This is a genomic window from Flagellimonas oceanensis (assembly GCF_003992595.1).
Taxonomy (GTDB): Bacteria; Bacteroidota; Bacteroidia; order Flavobacteriales; family Flavobacteriaceae; genus Flagellimonas; species Flagellimonas oceanensis.
Genome location: NZ_RZNA01000025.1, coordinates 13,962 through 31,125, shown reverse-complemented (window position 1 = coordinate 31,125; position 17,164 = coordinate 13,962). Strand labels below are relative to the sequence as shown.

Sequence of the window (17,164 nt, the reverse complement as noted above, 5' to 3'; positions counted from 1 at the left end):
ATGTTTAACTGTTTAACAATCAATACACATGCTGAATAAAAGCATCAAATTTTTAATCGAGAACAAGCTAGTAGCCGTTCTACTACTTGCACTTTTTATTGCTTGGGGAGTCGTAAACGCCCCGTTTGAATGGAATACAGGCTCACTTCCTCGAGACCCTGTTGCCGTAGATGCCATACCAGATATTGGCGAAAACCAACAAATTGTATTTACTAAATGGGATGGTCGTTCCCCTCAAGATATTGAGGATCAAATTACTTATCCTCTAACCACATCGCTTCTTGGTATTCCAGGGGTTAAAACAATACGTAGTTCATCTATGTTCGGGTTTTCGAGCATTTATATCATTTTCGAAGAAGATATTGAATTTTATTGGAGCAGAAGCCGAATACTTGAAAAATTAAACTCATTACCAGCCGGACTTCTACCAGAAGGCGTTAATCCAGCTCTAGGTCCCGATGCCACAGGATTAGGGCAAATATATTGGTACACCCTTGAGGGACGTGATAAAGATGGTAATGTTACAGGTGGATGGGATTTACAGGAATTACGAAGCATTCAGGATTTCTACGTAAAATACGCACTGTCTTCGGCGAGTGGTGTTTCCGAAGTGGCTTCCATCGGCGGATATGTTTTGGAATATCAAGTGGATGTTAATCCCGAATTAATGCGGCAATACAACATAGGCTTGAGTGAGGTTGTAAAAGCAGTAAAACAAAGCAACAAAGATGTTGGTGCACAAACGCTTGAAATCAACCAAGCTGAATACCTTATAAGAGGATTGGGTTATATTAAGAAACTATCTGATTTAGAAAACGCGGTAGTTACTTCAAAAGATTTTACATCCATCCGTATAAAGGATATTGCGAAAGTAACACACGGTCCTGCTACAAGAAGAGGCTTATTGGACAAGGAAGGAGCCGAGGTTGTTGGTGGTGTTGTAGTGGCTCGTTATGGGGCCAATCCTATGGAAGTCATCAACAATGTTAAAGAAAAAATAAACGAGTTAAGTTCTGGGCTTCCATCAAAAACATTAAGCGATGGGAGGACTTCGCAATTAACCATCGTACCCTTTTATGACAGAACAGAACTAATCCAAGAAACCTTGGGCACACTTGATGAAGCGCTAACTTTAGAGATATTGATAACCATTTTTGTGATTATCATAATGGTCTTCAATTTAAGGGCTTCCGTATTGATTTCCGGATTATTGCCTGTTGCGGTTTTGATGGTCTTTATTTCTATGAAACTGTTCAATGTAGATGCAAATATTGTCGCCTTATCTGGTATTGCAATTGCTATTGGAACTATGGTCGATGTGGGCGTTATCCTTTCGGAAAATGTCTTGCGGCATATTGATGAAAATGAAGAAAAGCTACCTATGAATACGGTAGTTTATAATGCGACTGCCGAAGTTTCTGGCGCCATCTTAACGGCAGTAATGACCACTATTATTAGTTTCATTCCTGTATTTACTATGATTGGTGCAGAAGGGAAATTGTTTAGGCCATTGGCATTTACAAAAACGGCAGCACTCACCGCAGCTCTTATTGTTGCCCTATTTTTAATTCCACCATTTGCGGCCTATTTATTTAAAAAGAGAAATTTAAAAACTTCTTTTAGTTATATGCTAAATGGAGCATTGATTGTTTTTGGCGTTTTATCTTTAATTTTAGGCTATCCGCTTGGATTAATATTAGTTGCATTTGGCGTTGTTGGCTTCCTTTCACTAAAGGAAAAGATTACGTCAAAACGCGCCAACATCATCAATATATTTGTTTCGGCTTTTGCTATCATATTCCTATTGGCGGAATATTGGAGACCACTGGGAGTAGATAGAAGTATCCTTATAAACTTAATCTTCGTTGGTCTTATCTGTTTTGGTCTTTTGGGTGTATTTACACTTTTTAGAAATTATTATGTTCGAATTTTAAATTGGGCATTGCGTAATAAGCTGTTATTTCTTTCGATACCAACTGCCATTGTAATTTTTGGAGTGATGATTATGCGTAATACTGGTAAAGAGTTTATGCCTTCACTCAATGAGGGTTCATTCCTGTTAATGCCCACTTCAATGCCACACGCAGGTGTGGAGGAAAATAAACGCGTCCTACAGCAACTCGATATGGCCGTTGCGAGCATTCCAGAAATTGAAACTGTAGTCGGTAAATCTGGGCGTACAGAATCAGCATTAGACCCTGCACCGTTATCGATGTATGAGAATGTTATTCAATATAAATCTGAATATATTTTAAATGAAAATCGCAAAAGACAACGCTTTAAGGTAAACGAAGACGGCTTATTTGTTTTAAAGGATGGCAGTTTAGTAACCAACCCTAATAGCGAAATTGAAGTAGAAGATGATGACTATAAAGCCTCAAAAATTACAGACCCATTCTCTGTGACAAGTTCACAGCTCATTCCAGATGACGATGGAGAGTACTTTAGAAATTGGCGACCTGAAATTGAATCGCCAGACGATATTTGGAAAGAAATCGTAAGGGTTACAAAGCTTCCAGGTGTTACTTCAGCACCAAAGCTACAACCCATAGAAACACGCTTGGTGATGCTACAGACTGGTATGCGAGCACCTATGGGCATTAAGGTGAAAGGACAGGATTTAAAAGAAATTGAGGCGTTTGGGGTACAATTGGAAGATATCTTAAAACAAGCCGAAGGCGTTAAAGACGAAGCTGTCTTTGCCGACCGTATTGTGGGGAAACCTTATTTACTTATTGATATTGATAGAGAACGACTTGCGCGCTATGGCATAACCATAGAGCAAGTACAGCAAGTTATACAGGTTTCTGTAGGTGGTATGGTGCTTTCGCAAACAGTAGAAGGTAGGGAGCGTTATGGTATTCGTGTGCGCTACCCCAGAGAATTACGCGCAAATCCAAACGATTTAAAAGATATTTATGTGCCTGTAGAAAAAGGAAGTCCAGTTCCGTTAAGTGAGTTGGCTACTATAAGATACGAACAAGGGCCTCAGGTCATTAAAAGTGAGGACACTTTTTTAGTTGGCTATGTGCTTTTTGATAAGCTGGACGGTTATGCAGAGGTTGATGTAGTGGAGAATGCCCAAGCCCTAATTCAGCAAAAGATTGATGACGGCGAGTTAATTGTGCCAAAAGGAATCAACTACCGATTTACAGGAACGTATGAGAACCAATTAAGGGCTGAAAAAACTTTAAGTGTTGTAGTACCATTAGCTCTCATTATCATATTCCTAATTCTTTATTTTCAGTTTCGTTCGGTAAGTACATCGCTAATGGTATTTACTGGTATTGCCGTAGCCTTTGCAGGTGGGTTCTTAATGATTTGGGGTTATGGACAGGATTGGTTCCTGAATTTTAGTTTTTTCGGAGAAAACCTGCGAGACCTGTTCCAAATGCACACTATAAATTTAAGTGTAGCTGTGTGGGTGGGCTTTATTGCCCTGTTTGGTATTGCAACAGATGATGGTGTGGTAATGGCAACTTATCTCACTCAAACATTTGATAAAAACAAACCAACAGATAAAACTGGGGTTAGAGCATCCGTAGTCGAAGCAGGAGAAAAACGTATTCGACCTTGTTTAATGACAACGGCAACCACGATTCTTGCTTTACTACCTGTACTCACATCAACAGGTCGAGGTAGTGATATTATGATTCCGATGGCAATTCCATCCTTTGGAGGAATGTTAATTGCGCTTATAACCCTATTTGTTGTACCAGTATTATTTAGCTGGAAACACGAATTTCAATTAAAAAGAGCTACAAAATGAGATATGTAATTGTAATAGTACTTGCTTTTTTTGCTTTAGCCAAAACGAATGCACAAGATTTGACAACGTACATTCAGGAAGCTGAGAAGAATAATCCAGAGATTCAAGCTTTTGAATTGCGGTATAATATAGCTGAAGAAAAAGTTAATGAAGCAGATTGGTTGCCAAATACCGTTGTGGGAGTAGGTTATTTTGTAAGCGAACCCGAAACCCGAACAGGTGCACAACGTGCTCGCTTTTCGGTATCACAAATGCTGCCTTGGTTTGGAACTATTACCGCAAGGGAAAATTATGCCAGTTCAATGGCAGAAACTCAATATGTAGATATTGCGATTGCAAAGCGAAAACTTGCACTTGCAGTTTCTCAATCTTATTACGAGCTATACGCCATCAGAGCAAAACAATTAGTGCTTGATAAGAACATTGAGCTTTTAGAAACCTATGAGCGTTTGGCGTTAACTTCAGTAGAAGTTGGTAAGGCATCTGCTGTAGATGTTCTTCGCCTGCAAATAAGGCAAAATGAACTTGTACAGCAAAAAGAAGTATTGGAGCAAGATTATTTGGCAGAACAAACAGCTTTCAACAATCTTTTAAATCGGGATGAGGATATTGCAGTAACCGTAGTTGAAGAGATGTTTATTCCAGATGAGGATGCTTTAATCTTAACTGAAAACCTTCAGTTAAACCCAGAACTCATAAAGTATGATAAGCTATTTGAATCGGTTGAACAATCGGAGTTGTTAAACCAAAAAGAAAGTGCACCTAATATAGGTTTTGGTTTGGATTATGTGCCAGTTTCTGAACGTCCTGATATGAATTTTGTTGACAACGGAAAAGACATTGTAATGCCGATGGTATCTATCTCAATTCCAATATTTAATAACAAGTATAAATCTGTCACAAAGCAAAATGAATTAAGACAATTGGAAATTAAATCTCAAAAGGAAGACAGGTTGAACAAACTTGAAACGCTTTTGGCACAAGCCCAACATAACAGAAATGCTACGAGGATTAAATTTAATGTGCAAACCGATAATTTAAAACAGGCAAATGATGCCGAAGAAATATTGATAAAAAATTATGAGACAGGTACTATCAATTTTAATGACGTGTTAGACGTACAAGAATTACAATTGAAGTTTCAAATAAACCTTATTGAATCGGTCAAAAGTTATTATATCCAGTCAGCAATAATAAACTACTTAAGTAATTAATTATGAAGACACTAAAAACAATCACCTTATTATTATTTACCTCATTCACTTTTGCCCAGGTAGGCACAAATGGTGATGACAGGAAAGAAGAAGGACGACCCGTCAAAGAGTATAACCTTACCCTAGAACAAAAGGAGATGACCCTTGGAGGCGTAACGGCCAATGCAATGACCATAAACGGCCAAATTCCTGGTCCAGTCTTGGAATTTACCGAGGGAGACCTTGCCATAATCAATGTGACTAATAAAATGGATGAGGAAACATCAGTGCATTGGCACGGATTAATACTTCCAAATTTCTATGACGGTGTTCCATATTTAACAACACCACCTATTGAACCAGGGGAGACATTCCAATACAGAATTCCAATCAATCAGTCTGGAACCTATTGGTATCATTCACACACAATGTTACAAGAGCAAAAGGGTGTGTATGGCTCCATAATCATTCAGCCTAAAGAAAAAACATTGGATTATGATAAAGATTTGGTAGTGGTATTGTCTGATTGGACCAATGAAAAACCAATGAATGTACTACGTAACTTAAAGAGGGGTAACGAGTGGTATCAAGTTAAAAAGGGTACAGCAGTACCGTTGAGTAGGGTAATTAAAGAAGGTGCTCTGGGAGCACAGTTCAAATTTTGGCGAGACCGTATGGAAGGCGCAGATATTGCAGATATCTACTACCCTGCATTTTTAACAAATGGTAAAAAACAAGCAGACTATCCAGAATTTCTACCAGGTGAAAAAGTAAGGCTTCGTTTTATCAATGCATCGGCATCTACTTATTATTGGATGGATTTCGGAGGAGGTAACCCAATGGTTGTTTCAAGTGATGGTATAGATGTGGAACCTATATCAAAAAGTCGCTTCCTTTTTGGTATTGCTGAAACCTATGATGTAATTGTCACCATTCCAGAAGGTACAGTAGAAATTACTGCCACGGCACAGGATGGTTCTGGGGACACCTCTTTACGTATAGGACAAGGAACACTTTATCCCGCAGAAAGAATTGACAGACCAGATAAAGTGGAAATGATGAAGCAAATGGCTAAAATGGATATGAAAATGGGAGCTCCCTCTATGGTAGGCAACAAAAAGAAAAACACACCCGAAGTTTTGATGCAGAAGTACGGGATGAAGATGGATATGAAAGATGGGCAAATGAATATGAACGATAATAGTTCTACGAAGGATGGCGCAATGAATGATAAAATGAATATGGATGACCATATGAACCATAATGACCAAATGATGCAAAAAGACACTTCTTCGTTTGATTACAACACCCGAAAGACCTATTTCAACTATGATTTTTTAAAGGCAAAAGAAAACACCACATATAAAGCAGATTTACCGGTAAATGACATTTTATTGAACCTAACTGGAAATATGCAGCGTTACGTCTGGAGTATGAACGGTGTACCCTTATCGGAAACGGATAAAATAAAAATCAAGGGTGGCGAGGTAACAAGAATTACCCTCAATAACCTGACAATGATGCACCACCCAATGCACCTTCACGGGCATTACTTTAGGGTGATTAACGAAAATGGAGAACGTTCCCCGTTGAAACATACTGTTAATGTGCCGCCTATGCAAAAAGTTGTTATCGAATTTTATAACGAAGAGTATGGCGATTGGTTCTTCCACTGTCACATACTGTATCATATGATGGGTGGTATGGCACGCGTATTTAGTTATGACACACCAAGGGACAAAAGAATGGCAGATTATCCGGTTCAAAAACTAGTTGATGAGACAGACCATTATTATTCGTGGGGATTGGCTCGTATAGGTTCAAACTTTAATGAACTCTTATTAACATCGAGCAATATCCGTAACGAATTTGGATTAAGGGCAGAGTTCGATTACGACCAAAACCTTGAAGCCGAAATAAGTTATAATAGGTATCTGAACGATTGGGTACGTGTTTATGCAGGAGTAAATACCGAAACGTCAACACCAGATTCTTACGATACATTTAATACCGTAGGATTGGTTGGTGTAAAGTATTTTACGCCTTATAGATTTAATGTAGATGTGAGTATGGACCATCAGCTACGCCCAAGAATACGTTTGGACAGAGAATTATTGATTTTTCCAAGAATTTTTTTGGAAGGCGAATACGAATACAGAGCAGATTTTGGATGGGTCAATGATTTAGAGAATAATAAATCATTTGAAAGCGAAACACAATGGTTGGTAGGGGTTGCATACATTCTTTCGCGCAATTTTTCAATCCAAGCTAACTACAATAACCGATATGGATTGGGTGGTGGACTATTAGCAAGATTTTAAACAACTAAAAATTAAAAAAAGATGAACTATTATTTTAATAAAACAATCAATGGAACCTTCGAAGAGGTCATAGAGAAAGTGACACAAGGATTGAAAGACGAAGGTTTTGGCATACTCACAGAAATTGACGTCAAAGAGACCTTAAAAAACAAACTGGATATAAACTTCAAAAAGTATAGGATTCTAGGGGCTTGCAATCCTCCCTATGCTCACAAAGCTTTGCAAGCAGAAGATAAAATTGGAACGATGTTGCCTTGCAATGTCATAGTTCAGGAAATTGAAGCAGGCACCATTGAAGTAGCAGCAGTAAACCCAATGGCATCGATGCAGGCAGTGGAGAATGAGAAGTTGAATGAGGTTGCCAATGAAATAACTGCAATGCTAGAAAACGTAATTGAAAAACTATAAAATACATTTCAAAAAGTAATACAAATAAACACAAACATAAATTAAAACAAAATGAGCAAATTAAAATCAACATTAGGTATAGTTGCAATAGCATTTATAACCTTAACAGCAATGTCTTGCAAAGACAACAAAAATGAACAAAATAATGCAGATGGGAACCATTCTGAAATGAGTGCTGATGAAGACCATTCAAAAATGAATCACGATAATAGTGATGAACACCACGATGGAGATAAGAAGGAAATGGCAATGAGTGGCGATGGTAATTCACAAGCTGTATTAAAGGACTACTTTAATCTTAAAAATGCGTTGGTTGCAGATGATAATGCTAAAGCCAAAGAGTTGGGTGCAATCCTCGCAACATCCTTAGGCAAGCTTGACATTTCAAAATATACCGATGCCCAGCAATCTGATTTAAAGGACATTGTTGAGGATGCTGTAGAACACGCAGAACATATTGCAGAAAGTGATATAGCACACCAACGAGAGCACTTTAAAATTTTAAGTAAGGATGTAACAGATATGGTTGCCATTACTGGAACAGAGATGAAAATATACGAGCAATTTTGCCCAATGTATGATAACAATAAGGGTGGTGCTTGGCTTAGTATGAACGAAGAAATTAGAAACCCTTATTTCGGTGACAAAATGTTGAAATGCGGTAAAGTACAGCGAGAAATTAACTAAATGAAAGTAGTAAAAATCATAGCGATTGTGTTATTGGTAGCGTTTGTGGGGATTCAATTTATGCCCACAACGCGCAACCAAAGTGATTCTGTTCCTTCCACCGATTTTATGTTGGTCAATAATGTGCCAGAGAATATTCAAAAAAAGTTACAGGTATCCTGCTATGATTGTCACAGCAATAATACGCAATACCCTTGGTATAACCAAGTTCAGCCTGTTGCTTGGTTTCTGGAAGACCATATAAAAGAAGGCAAGGCTGAATTGAATTTTAATGAATGGGATTCGTTATCAAACAGAAGAAAAAAGAGCAAGTTAAGGTCAATCATCAAACAGATTGAAAGTGACGAAATGCCTTTATATTCTTACACTTTGATTCATAAAGACGCAAGCTTTTCTGAAGCTGAAAAACAGGAACTAATCCGTTGGATAGAACAATTAAAAGATAGTATATAAACAATAACAATTAAAAACAATAAAAATGAAAAATTTAAAAATGAGTATCGCAACAATGCTATTGTTAGCAGTTTCTTTTACCAATGCACAGGAAAAGGAAAAAATGAAAATGGACCATAGTAAAATGGACCATAGTAAAATGATGAATATGAATAGTGATACAAAGGCTGAAGCAATATTAAATGATTACTTCAACCTAAAGGATGCCTTGGTTGCAGATGATACCAAAAAGGCAGCCCAAGAAGGCTCTAAATTGGCCGCTTCACTAAAAGCCTTTGATGCTTCAAAGTATACGGCAGAAGAACAAAAAGAATTAGCTGACATAATTGAAGATGCCACAGAGCACGCCGAACATATTGCAAAAAGTGATATGGGCCATCAAAGAGAGCATTTTAAAACCTTAAGTAAGGATATGTCAGATTTGATAGCAATTACAGGTACAAAAAACACGCTGTACGAGCAGTTTTGCCCAATGTATGATGGTGGTAGCTCTTGGTTGAGTAGCAGTGACCAAGTGAGAAACCCATATTATGGCAGTAAGATGCTTAAATGTGGTAAAGTAAAAAAGACTATTAATTAGATAATCCCCTTCCTTAAGTTTTGGAATCTTTCTGGTTTATTAGTTAACAGAACGGTTCCAGTCTTAAGGAAATATTAATAGTCATTAAGTCCTGTCACGGGAAGGAAAAAAATGTTGATGGTTAGTGTTAACTCCTTCCCTTGTCAGGCACAACAAATTTTAAAAAGCAAGATTTGATATAATTAATAGCAGCCTGAAGAAGGAAGGGAACTAAATTCTCCCTAATAATTGATTAACAGCACTTCTCTTCCTTAGTCAGGTAAAAATGGAAAATGAAAAAGAGAGGCTAATAAAAAAGTGCTTGATTATGGGAGGGAGGCCAATTTTTTGATTAATGGATAGAGTCTAACTCTCATTGTCAAGTGCTATTTAAAGAAGAAATAAAAATTTAATTTAAAAAAACGATGAAAGATTGTTGCAAAGATGGTTGCAAACAAACAACTGAAAAATCGGTTGCTAATAAATGGATTAATTATATAGTCTATACAATACTTATTATAATAGTTAGTGGTGCATTGGCACTTCAATTATTTAGTTAAGCAAATAAATAAAAATGGCTGAAGAAAACATAATAGAAATATCTGAAAGTACAGGGTTTTACAAACAACTATTTAAAAAGGTATTGTTTACTGCAAGTGTAATCACTGCACTATCATTAAGTTATACTTTATGGGCAGATTTAGATTCTGATAACCAGTTTCTTGCGCTTATAATTGTTGGTATGGCTTTGGTGAAAACGGTTTTTATTGTCAGGCTCACTTTTATACAGCTAAGTAAAATAATAGGCGAAAGTCATCAACTTACACACGTTCTAACATTATTTGCTGTGTTAATTATTTTGATTGTTCTTTCGTTTTCAGCAGACTACCAAGCATTATATATTTTAAGTTCGGAAAATTTTAAATCAACTACATCACTCAACAGATCATTTATACCTCAATTTTTCGAGTTTATATATTTCAGCTTAATTACTTTTTCATCGGTTGGGTTTGGTGATGTAGTACCATTAACTATTTCGGGAAAACTTTTAGTGATGATGGAAGTTTTTTTAAGCTTTTAGGTACTCGTATTTGGTATAGCCAACATAAATAGAATACACGTCAATAAATAAAACATTATAAAACCAAAATTATGAAAACACTAAAACTAACAACAATCCTAATGCTAATTATGTTTGCCACAGGCCAACTGTTTAGCCAAAACGCAGATTCAGGAACAGAGAAAGAAGCTGTTCTAAAAGTAATGAAATCATACAAAGATGCCCTGCAAAACCTAACGACAGAAGGTACGTTCGAGTTATTTGCCAAGGATTCCGAAGTATTTGAATCAGGTGGTATAGAGGGTACCTATGCAAACTACATAGAACATCATTTAGGACCAGAATTAGGGCATTTTAAGAAATTTGAATTTTCAGATTATGAAATTGATGCGGAAGTAGATTTGCCTTATGCATTTACTACTGAAACCTACATCTACACTATCGTGCTCAATCCAGATGAAAAAGGCGAAAGTAGAACGATAAAGAAAAAAGGAGTGGCAACGTCAATCTTAAAAAAGATGGATGGTAAATGGAAGATTATTAAAACACATTCTTCGTCAAGAAATACAAAGTAAAATCTTATGAAAAAAAATATCCACCTTTCTGTATTACTAATCGTTTTGCTAATCGTCTCTTGCAAACAAGATGTGAAAAAGGTAGTTGTTGAGGAAAAAGCCACAGAAACTTCTGCAGAACCAGATAAAAAGAAACCTTTGAGCCCACATACATCAACGATGGCAATGATAGGCGATGCCCATATTCATATCGATTATTCGTCGCCAGGCGTAAGAAATAGAATCATTTTTGGTGGGTTGTTGGCTTATGACCAGTTGTGGCAAGCGGGTGCACATATGGCTACCTGGATAGAAACTAATAAGGATTTAATTATTGATGGTAAAATGTTACCTGCCGGTAAATATGGGTTTTTTACTATTCCATCAAAAGAAGAATGGACCATAATTTTTAATTCAAATTGGGACCAACATGGCAAGGACGAGTATGAGGAGAAGGATGATGTCTTGCGCTTCAAAGTTAAACCCATCATTTCAGATGAAGTTACCGAACACTTGGAATATCAAGTGAACAAGATTAATGACAATGAAGGTGCAATTTCATTGAGTTGGGAGAAGGTCTCTATAAAATTCAACTTTAAGGTAAATCAGTAATATGGTAAATAGACATACAGCATTAAAAATAAGAAGAGTTCATCGCTATTTAGGTATTTTCTTAGGTATTCAGTTCTTGATATGGACGATTAGCGGGATGTACTTCAGTTGGACAAACATTGATGACATTCACGGCGACCAATTCCGTAATATGGAATATGCGCCAAAAACCTTTGACAACCTTATTAGTCCTTCACTTATTAAAGGTAATGAAGGCATTCGTGATATAGAAATCAGGGATATCAATAACGAACCGTACTATTGGATTAACAATCAGCAATTGTATAATGCGAGAACTGGCGAAGCGAAAAAGACTATTTCTCAAGATGAAGCCTTGTACATTGCTAAAAACCAGATGATGGAGAATTTAAAAGTGGCCAATATCCAACGGATAAGTGAAGTGGGTGACCATCACGAATATCGTGAAAAATTGTTGCCAGCCTATGTTATCTCTTATGATACGGATGAAGCGTTGAAAGCCTACGTTTCAATAACAGATGCAAAATTCCAAACGGTGAGGCACAGGGCGTGGCGCTGGTTTGACTTTTTATGGATGACACATACAATGGATTATGAAGGCAGGGACAACTTTAACACCATTGTTTTAAGAGCATTTTCACTTTTGGGCTTAATTACTGTTTTGAGTGGATTTTTGCTCTGGTATACGTCATCACCGACCATTAGAAAAATTAGTAAAAAAAATAAAAAATAAATATTATGAATAAAAACATCATTTACATAGGTGTTGCGTTGATTGTTGGCCTATTGGGTGGCTTTCTAATTTTTGGTGGAGATTCTGCTGATAGAGCAACAAATGAGGTTACGGAGAATCACAATCATTCAGAAGAAATTGCTTCTAATCAAATGTGGACTTGCTCTATGCATCCACAGATTATGCAACCAGAACCTGGTGACTGCCCAATTTGTGGAATGGATTTAATACCTGCTGAAGCAGGAACAGATGGTCTTATGGCAGATCAGTTTAAAATGACAGATAATGCAATGGCATTGGCCAACATTCAAACATCCATTGTTGGTGAGGGTGAAATCGGGAATAATTTTCTAAAGTTATCTGGAAAGATAAAAGCCAATGAAGAATCCAATGCTGTACAAGTAACCTATTTTGGTGGTAGAATAGAACAATTATATGTTAATTCTACTGGAGAACGTGTTGGTGCAGGTCAACGCTTGGCCACCATATATTCACCAGATTTAGTTGCAGCTCAGCAAGAGTTACTTACAGCCTCATCTATAAAAGAATCGCAACCAGAATTGTATAAGGCTGTAAAAAACAAGCTTAAATTATGGAAACTTTCAGAAAAGCAAATTAATGCCATAGAAGCTGCTGGAAAAGTGCAAGAATATTTTCCGGTTTTTGCTACAGTTTCAGGAACAGTGACCCATAAAATGGTAGAAGAAGGTGACTATGTAAAACAAGGACAGCCCTTATATAAAATAGCCAACCTCAATACGGTTTGGGCAGAATTTGATGCCTATGAGAATCAGATTGCTTCCTTGAAAGTTGGTCAAACCATTAAAGTGACTACCAATGCGTATCGCAATGAAGTATTTGATGCAAAAGTTTCATTTATTGACCCTTTATTAAATTCTTCTACACGTACCGTCGTAGTTAGAGCAGTACTTAATAATAAGAACGACCTATTTAAACCAGGTATGTTTGTCGAAGGTAAAATTGAAGGTGCTCAAGAAAGCACTTCAAGTAAAATAACAGTTCCTGCTACAGCTGTGATGTGGACTGGTGAACGTTCTGTAGTTTATATTAAAACTAATCCTAACGAAGCTGTTTTTGAAATGAGAGAGGTCTTACTCGGTAATGCCAATGGAGACACCTATACCATAATTGAAGGTCTTCAAAATGGTGATGAAGTGGTAACTAATGGCACGTTTACAGTAGATGCTGCTGCACAATTACAAGGCAAAAAATCTATGATGAACACTGCTGGTGGCAAAACAATGACCGGTCACGAAGGGCATTTAGGTATGCAAGGAAACAATTCTGATGATAGTAAGGGGAATACTGACCATTCAGAAATGAAAGAAAGGATAGCTGTTTCAAACAAATTTCAAGGCCAGTTAAAACAGGTGTTTGAGGATTATATTCTTTTGAAAGATGCTTTGGTTAATGATGATGCCAAAAATGCACAACAAGCAGGAATGCAAATAATACAATCCCTGAAAAATGTAGATATGAAGTTGTTGTCTGATGAAAAAGCACATAACCATTGGATGACCATTCAGAAGGAATTAAATACTTCGGCAAATGCTATTTCAAGTAATACGGATATTTCAAAACAAAGAGGGCATTTTAAGCATTTGTCTGCGCATATGATAAGTAGTGTACAGCTCTTTGGGGTCAATGAAAATGTTTATATCCAGTTTTGTCCAATGGCAGACAATAATAAGGGAGCGTACTGGATAAGTTTAGAGGAAGAAGTCCGTAACCCATATTATGGCGAAGCAATGTTAACCTGTGGTGAGGTTAGAGATACGTTAAAATAATCAGGGTTAGAGTTAATTGGTAAAAGCGGATTCTTCAGCCTTTAATATTTTAAAGAGGAGAAAGATGATGAGTGAAAGTAGAAGAAATAGAAGAAAAAACAAGAAAAATACATATAAACAGAAAAATCCGATTACAAAAAAAGATAAGGTTATCGGAATTTCAGCGATGATAGGATTATTTATTGCTGCTGTAATACTAATCATATATCTAAATTTAGATTTTATTAGGCATTTGTTCAACCTATGAATAATACCATCCACATAAAAAATATGGTCTGTCCGAGATGTATATCGGCAGTTTCCCAAATTTTGGTAGGATTGAACATTGATTACAAAGCTGTCAAGTTAGGAGAAGTAGAATTGGTTTCGATGCTCAATGAATTCGAAAAAAAATCTTTGCAAAAAAAGCTACAAAATGCAGGATTTAGTTTGATTGACGACCGTAAAAGTCTGCTTATCGAGCAAATGAAAAATTTGGTAATTGAGAAAATACATTATTCCAATGAAAAGACCGAATTAAAATGGGCAGATATTGTTACTGGCGAACTTAACTTGGATTATAAATATTTAAGTTCCCTATTCTCGTCGGTAGAAAGCATCACGTTCGAGCAATACATCATCAACCAAAAAATTGAACGTGTAAAAGAACTTATTGTCTATGATGAATTAACCTTGAGTGAGATAGCTTTTCAATTACATTATAGTAGCGTTGCGTACTTAAGCAATCAATTCAAAAAAGTAACTGGAATGACACCTACGCAGTTCAAGAAATCTGTAGACAAAAACCGAAAATCCTTGGATGAGATTTAAGGTGTGTTTACCACTATTAAAGGGATATTTAAATCAATAGATGATATATTGATTTACCAATGAACCGAATTTAGATATCAAAATGAAATTAGACAGAAAGAAACATTGGGAAACAGTTCACGAAACTAAAAATCCAGACCAGGTAAGTTGGACGCAAGAAATACCAAAAACTTCACTGAAGTTTATACGTTCGTTCAAACTAAATAAAAAGGCAAAAATTATAGACATTGGTGGTGGCGACAGTAAACTTGTTGACTATTTACTTAAGGAAGGGTATAATAACATTACTGTACTTGATATTTCAGAAAAAGCAATTGCGAAAGCTAAAAAAAGACTGGGAGAAAAGGCAAGTAAAGTAAATTGGATTGTAAGCGACATTACCGAATTTGAACCAGATACATCTTTCGATGTTTGGCACGACAGAGCAACTTTTCATTTTCTTACAACAGATGACCAGATTAAAAAATATACTAACATAGCGACAATATTTGTAAGAGGTTATTTAATAATAGGAACCTTTTCACAAAACGGACCAAAAAAATGTAGCGGACTTGAAATAAAACAATACAATGAAGAGGAATTAACATCGGAATTAAAAAAAGGATTTGACAAAATTCGCTGTGTATCAGAGGACCACACAACACCATTCAACACCATACAGAATTTTCTGTTTTGTAGTTTTAAAAGACAATTAACTGTAAAGCCAGCAATACCTTCACCTACAAGCTAAAAGAACAGATGTACATTTCGGTAGTTTTAGTTTTTGCAAAACACAAATCAAAACAAAAGGAACATAATGATCAAAATTTACATATCATTCTTTTTTGTGTTTAAGTATTTGCTTAAATAAGAAATAATTGTAACTTTGCCTTATGAAAAATAATTCTTGCATTAGACAACAGGCAGATATTGAACAGATAAACCGTTGTAAAAAGACAGTTTCAGAATTAAATGAATCGTTTGACTATTTGGCAAATGGACTTTCTTTAGTCGGAAATAATGTTCGGCTAAAAATTCTTTACCTACTCTTTGAGGAGAAACGACTTTGCGTTTGCGACTTAAGTGATATTCTCGAAATGAATATTTCTGCTATCTCTCAACATTTGAGAAAAATGAAGGACAGAAATTTATTGGAAACCGAAAGAGATGCTCAAACGATTTTTTACTCACTAACCCCTGAATATTCAACATTATTAAATCCGTTTTTTGAAATACTCGATAAAAACAAAGTTTTAGAAACGATATGAAAAGTGAAAACAAATTAATTGGTGCAGGTTTGTTAACTGCAATTACAGCCTCTTTATGTTGTATTACACCCGTTTTGGCTTTAATCGCGGGAACAAGTGGAATTGCCTCAACATTTTCTTGGCTTGAGCCTTTTAGACCTTATCTAATCGGGCTAACAATTTTAGTGCTCGGCTTTGCTTGGTATCAAAAACTAAAACCTCAAAAAGAAATCGATTGTGAATGCGATACGGACGACCTGCCTGCCGGTAAGGAAGGAAAATCAAAATTTATACAGTCAAAAACCTTTTTGGGAATAGTAACAGCATTTGCAATTATAATGCTGGCATTTCCATATTATTCATCCATTTTTTATCCGGATAATAAAAAAGAAGTGGTCATTGTAAACCAATCAAATATTCAAACTGTAAACTTTAATGTTCAAGGAATGACTTGTGCTGGCTGTGAAGAAAGCATAAAACACGCTGTAAATGAATTGGACGGTATTATAAATGTAACCCCTTCGTATGAAAAGGGAAATGCCATCGTAGAGTTTGATAAGTCTAAAACCTCTAAAGTAGCTATTGAAAAGGCAATTAATTCAACAGGATACAAAGTTATAAAAGATAAATAAACGCAAAATTACCCATTATGAAAAAACTATCAATAGTGCCTATTTTGGCTTTAATGCTGTTTTCTTTTCAGGCCAAATCACAAAGCAAGGAGGTTACAAATCAAGTTGTGGAAGTAGCTTCAAAGAAACACAATGCAACCACGGTGAAATTTAAAATTACAGGCATTACTTGTGCTGGTTGTTCCAATGCTATTTATAATGCATTAAAGGAAGTAGATGGTGTTTTGGAACATTCGGTTGAATACCCTGGAGATATTGCTGTTATTGAGTTTGATGGTTCAAAAACAAGTATCAAAGCCCTAAAACTTATCATAGAAAAGAAAGGGTTTAAGGCCGAAGTAATTAAAGGGAAGGTCTAAT

At 36.2% G+C, this 17,164-nt stretch carries 17 protein-coding genes; all 17 read left to right on the top strand.

Annotated elements, in window-relative coordinates:
• The first annotated feature begins 28 nt into the window (after nt 1-28).
• The 17 genes from EO132_RS08125 to EO132_RS08040 all read left to right on the top strand — a co-directional run bounded on the left by EO132_RS08125 (nt 29) and on the right by EO132_RS08040 (nt 17,163).
• Nucleotides 29-3,769 (top strand): efflux RND transporter permease subunit, encoded by a 3,741-nt coding sequence (locus tag EO132_RS08125; RefSeq protein WP_127137408.1) that lies wholly within the window; start codon nt 29-31, stop codon nt 3,767-3,769.
• Entirely contained in the window at nt 3,766-4,983 is a 1,218-nt protein-coding gene (locus EO132_RS08120) for a TolC family protein (RefSeq protein WP_127137407.1), read from the top strand. Before EO132_RS08125 ends, EO132_RS08120 begins: the two co-directional genes overlap by 4 nt.
• 2 nt (nt 4,984-4,985) lie before the next feature.
• On the top strand, nt 4,986-7,283 hold the full coding sequence (locus EO132_RS08115; RefSeq protein WP_127137406.1) for a multicopper oxidase domain-containing protein: 2,298 nt from the start codon (nt 4,986-4,988) through the stop codon (nt 7,281-7,283).
• 21 nt (nt 7,284-7,304) lie between these two features.
• Nucleotides 7,305-7,691 carry a DUF302 domain-containing protein gene (locus EO132_RS08110; protein WP_127137405.1) on the top strand — a complete coding sequence of 129 codons (387 nt, stop codon included), beginning with the start codon at nt 7,305-7,307 and terminating at the stop codon, nt 7,689-7,691.
• 51 nt (nt 7,692-7,742) lie between these two features.
• Nucleotides 7,743-8,378, top strand: coding sequence for a DUF3347 domain-containing protein (locus EO132_RS08105; protein WP_127137404.1), 636 nt, complete (start codon nt 7,743-7,745; stop codon nt 8,376-8,378).
• Nucleotides 8,379-8,831 (top strand): heme-binding domain-containing protein, encoded by a 453-nt coding sequence (locus EO132_RS08100; RefSeq protein ID WP_127137403.1) that lies wholly within the window; start codon nt 8,379-8,381, stop codon nt 8,829-8,831.
• A 25-nt stretch (nt 8,832-8,856) separates the two neighbouring features.
• Entirely contained in the window at nt 8,857-9,411 is a 555-nt protein-coding gene (locus tag EO132_RS08095) for a DUF3347 domain-containing protein (RefSeq protein WP_127137402.1), read from the top strand.
• A 553-nt stretch (nt 9,412-9,964) separates the two neighbouring features.
• Nucleotides 9,965-10,471, top strand: coding sequence for a potassium channel family protein (locus tag EO132_RS08090; RefSeq protein WP_127137401.1), 507 nt, complete (start codon nt 9,965-9,967; stop codon nt 10,469-10,471).
• Between the two features lie 71 nt (nt 10,472-10,542).
• Complete coding sequence (locus EO132_RS08085; RefSeq protein ID WP_127137400.1) at nt 10,543-11,025, top strand: YybH family protein; 483 nt, start codon at nt 10,543-10,545, stop codon at nt 11,023-11,025.
• A gap of 6 nt (nt 11,026-11,031) precedes the next feature.
• A complete protein-coding gene (locus EO132_RS08080; RefSeq protein WP_127137399.1) occupies nt 11,032-11,616 on the top strand; it encodes a DUF2911 domain-containing protein in 585 nt (194 codons plus the stop codon).
• Nucleotide 11,617: 1 nt separating this feature from the next.
• Nucleotides 11,618-12,328: a PepSY domain-containing protein gene (locus tag EO132_RS08075; protein ID WP_127137398.1), complete on the top strand. Its 711-nt coding sequence runs from the start codon at nt 11,618-11,620 to the stop codon at nt 12,326-12,328.
• 5 nt (nt 12,329-12,333) lie between these two features.
• Nucleotides 12,334-14,136 (top strand): efflux RND transporter periplasmic adaptor subunit, encoded by a 1,803-nt coding sequence (locus EO132_RS08070; protein WP_127137397.1) that lies wholly within the window; start codon nt 12,334-12,336, stop codon nt 14,134-14,136.
• 243 nt (nt 14,137-14,379) lie between these two features.
• Nucleotides 14,380-14,946 (top strand): helix-turn-helix domain-containing protein, encoded by a 567-nt coding sequence (locus EO132_RS08060; protein WP_127137396.1) that lies wholly within the window; start codon nt 14,380-14,382, stop codon nt 14,944-14,946.
• Nucleotides 14,947-15,028: 82 nt separating this feature from the next.
• Nucleotides 15,029-15,676, top strand: a complete 648-nt coding sequence (locus EO132_RS08055) for a class I SAM-dependent methyltransferase (RefSeq protein ID WP_008992797.1) — start codon at nt 15,029-15,031, stop codon at nt 15,674-15,676.
• Nucleotides 15,677-15,818: 142 nt separating this feature from the next.
• The gene (locus EO132_RS08050) at nt 15,819-16,193 is read left to right on the top strand and encodes an ArsR/SmtB family transcription factor (RefSeq protein WP_008992796.1); all 375 of its coding nucleotides are present in this window, start codon (nt 15,819-15,821) and stop codon (nt 16,191-16,193) included.
• A complete protein-coding gene (gene merTP / locus EO132_RS08045) occupies nt 16,190-16,804 on the top strand; it encodes a mercuric transport protein MerTP (RefSeq protein ID WP_127137395.1) in 615 nt (204 codons plus the stop codon). The genes EO132_RS08050 and merTP overlap by 4 nt, the downstream gene beginning before the upstream one ends.
• Nucleotides 16,805-16,821: 17 nt before the next feature.
• Complete coding sequence (locus tag EO132_RS08040) at nt 16,822-17,163, top strand: heavy-metal-associated domain-containing protein (protein ID WP_099543538.1); 342 nt, start codon at nt 16,822-16,824, stop codon at nt 17,161-17,163.
• The last annotated feature ends 1 nt before the right edge of the window (nt 17,164 follow it).